Genomic DNA, 2,609 nt, shown 5'->3' with positions numbered 1-2,609 from the left:
TATAATTGATAATTATAAAAAATTATTTTTAATTTGCAAAACTTGTTGTTTCTTTTTAAATCTATTAAGGTGTGTGAAGAGCCACCATCTACGCTGTATGGAGAATAATTTTAAAATGATTGATCTTTATTATTGGGGAACACCCAATGGACATAAAATAGCCATTGCACTTGAGGAAATGGGCTTGGATTATCAAATTTTTCCAATTAATATTTTGGAAAATGACCAATTTCAACCTGATTTTTTACGTATTTCGCCAAATAATAAAATTCCTGCGATTGTTGATCAAAATGGACCAAATGGTGAACCGATTTCTGTATTTGAATCAGGTGCAATCCTACAATATTTAGGTCGGAAGACTGGATTATTCTATCCTACGGATGAACAAGAGCGAGTTGAAGTAGAGCAATGGTTAATGTGGCAAATGGGTGGGTTTGGTCCAATGCTGGGGCAAAATCATCATTTTAATAAATTTGCACCTGAACGTATTCCTTATGCCATTGATCGTTATATCAATGAGACTAAGCGTCTTTACACTGTTTTAAATAAGCAATTGATTGGTCAGAAGTTCGTGGCGGGTGAGTATTCAATTGCGGATATGGCAATCTTGCCTTGGGTATTGCGCCATGAATGGCAAGGGATTCAACTGGAAGATTATCCTTATGTGCAAGACTATATTGAACGTTTAACCGCCCGTCCTGCGATACAGAAAGCATTGTCAATTCAGGTCTAAGATATGCATATGACTCAAAATCGTTATTGGATACATTGGTGGGTTGCGATGGGATTGTTGTTTGTGACAGCAATTTTATGTGGAATGATGCAAAATTTGTGGGGCTACGATGTTAGTGGTCAGTTGTTTTTTATCTTTATCAGTGTCGTTGGATTGTTCTTTTCATCAGTCTTTGCCTGGCTACAGCTTGAGACAAAAAACTCATATCTGACTACATTTATTTTTGTCGGATGTTTAAGTATTTATCTGATGCTATTGTCCTATCTTTATCATGATTTACCACGAGGAGAGGGTGTTGAGTTTAGCTTGTTTCAGAAACTCATAGATTCTGACCTTACCTTTTGGTGCGGATTTTTACTCCCATTCATTTTTTCATTATTTAACTATGCTGTGTTACGTCCTACAAAGTTTTAAGTTAAATGTCGTATTTTCTATTATTTATCTCTGCTTTTGGGGCTGCCACTTTACTTCCCTTGCAGTCCGAAGCCGTGTTTATGACACTGTTGGTACAGGGATTGTCCAACCCTTTCTATCTTTTATTGGTGGCAACATTGGGCAATGTGCTGGGTTCATGTGTGAACTGGTGGTTAGGAGTGAAAATTGAACATTTTAAAGATAAAAAATGGTTTCCTGTTTCTGGACGGCGTTTAGAGCAGGCACAACAGATTTATCATCAATATGGTTTTTATTCACTTCTACTGAGTTGGACACCTGTGATTGGTGATCCAATTACCTTGATTGCAGGATTGATGAAAGAAAACTTTTGGCGATTCCTGTTCATTGTGACGATTGCCAAAGGTGGGCGTTATTTAACATTGTATGTGTTATATCTTGGAGTTTTTTGAAAAAAGGGAAAGTTTCACTTTCCCTAAAACACCTTTAATGATCAGTACCTTTAGTAATATCGACTTTAAATAAATCGCTGGTTTTAAACCAGCAATAGGTCACAACCGCAAGCGTCATACAGCCACCAAAAATGGTTGCAGTGATTGTTCCGAGGTATTTGGCTGCCAGACCTGATTCAAAAGCCCCGAGTTCATTACTCGATGAAACGAACATTCCATTTACCGCAGCCACTCGACCGCGCATATTTTCAGGCGGGAAAATTTGTAGCACAGTTTGACGAACAACAACCGAAATACTATCACAGGCACCCGTCATTGCGAGAGCAAACAGGGATAGCCACATATTGTTTGAAAAGGCGAACAGAATGGTAAAAATACCAAAGCCAGCGACAGCCAATAACATATTCCGCCAAGCATGGTGCATTGGCGGGAACTTGGTCAGTACAATCATGGTTATCAGGGCACCGATAGAGGGGGCTGCTCTTAAATAGCCTAAGCCCTCAGGGCCTACTTTTAGAATTTCTTCAGCAAAGATCGGCAGTAGGGCAATCACACCACCAAATAATACTGATACCAGATCAAGTGAAATTGCCCACAAAACAATTTTGGTTTTCCAAATAAAGCGAAAACCATCGGTCAGGCTTTGTAAGACATTCTCAGTTTCCATTTTTGGGAATGTTCGTTTCTGTAAGCAATTAATCAAAATAAAGCAGATTGCCAATAATGTTGATACTGCAAAAAGGCTCGTTTCGCGTCCCAGAAATGCCAACATAAAGCCACCCAACATTGGCCCGATAATGACACCACTTTGCCAGCCAATCGTGGTCCATGTCGCACCATTGGCATAAAGCTCACGGGGAATTAAAAAGGGTTTGAGTGAGGTTGCTGATGGATTGTAAAAACCCCGAATAGTACCTAAGGCAAATATGACAGCATAAATGCCCCAAGAAAGTGTGCTAATACCAATTTTTTCTAAGCCATGGAAATGGAATAAGCCCCAAAGAACCAAAGGTAAAGGAATGGAAAAGAAT

Annotated in this window: 4 protein-coding genes; 3 read left to right on the top strand and 1 reads right to left on the bottom strand. The window is 39.1% G+C overall.

Features of this window, described 5'->3' with window-relative positions; translation table 11 throughout:
• Positions 1–115: 115 nt before the first annotated feature.
• The 3 genes from B4H32_RS06510 to B4H32_RS06500 are packed head-to-tail and all read left to right on the top strand — an operon-like array spanning position 116 to position 1,578.
• Complete coding sequence (locus B4H32_RS06510) at positions 116–733, top strand: glutathione S-transferase N-terminal domain-containing protein (RefSeq protein WP_004675680.1); 618 nt, start codon at positions 116–118, stop codon at positions 731–733.
• Between the two features lie 3 nt (positions 734–736).
• On the top strand, positions 737–1,147 hold the full coding sequence (locus tag B4H32_RS06505) for a hypothetical protein (RefSeq protein WP_004675682.1): 411 nt from the start codon (positions 737–739) through the stop codon (positions 1,145–1,147).
• Positions 1,148–1,152: 5 nt separating this feature from the next.
• Entirely contained in the window at positions 1,153–1,578 is a 426-nt protein-coding gene (locus B4H32_RS06500) for a YqaA family protein (protein ID WP_004683042.1), read from the top strand.
• A 34-nt stretch (positions 1,579–1,612) separates the two neighbouring features.
• Here the strand turns inward: B4H32_RS06500 and B4H32_RS06495 are convergent.
• A partial coding sequence (locus tag B4H32_RS06495) for an MFS transporter (RefSeq protein WP_286800938.1) occupies positions 1,613–2,609 on the bottom strand: 997 nt, incomplete at its 5' end.

The sequence above is a fragment of the Acinetobacter sp. UBA2063 genome (assembly GCF_002333245.1).
GTDB lineage: Bacteria > Pseudomonadota > Gammaproteobacteria > Pseudomonadales > Moraxellaceae > Acinetobacter > Acinetobacter parvus.
The sequence above is the reverse complement of the archived record's forward strand: the minus strand, read 5'-3'. Positions and strand labels throughout refer to the sequence as shown.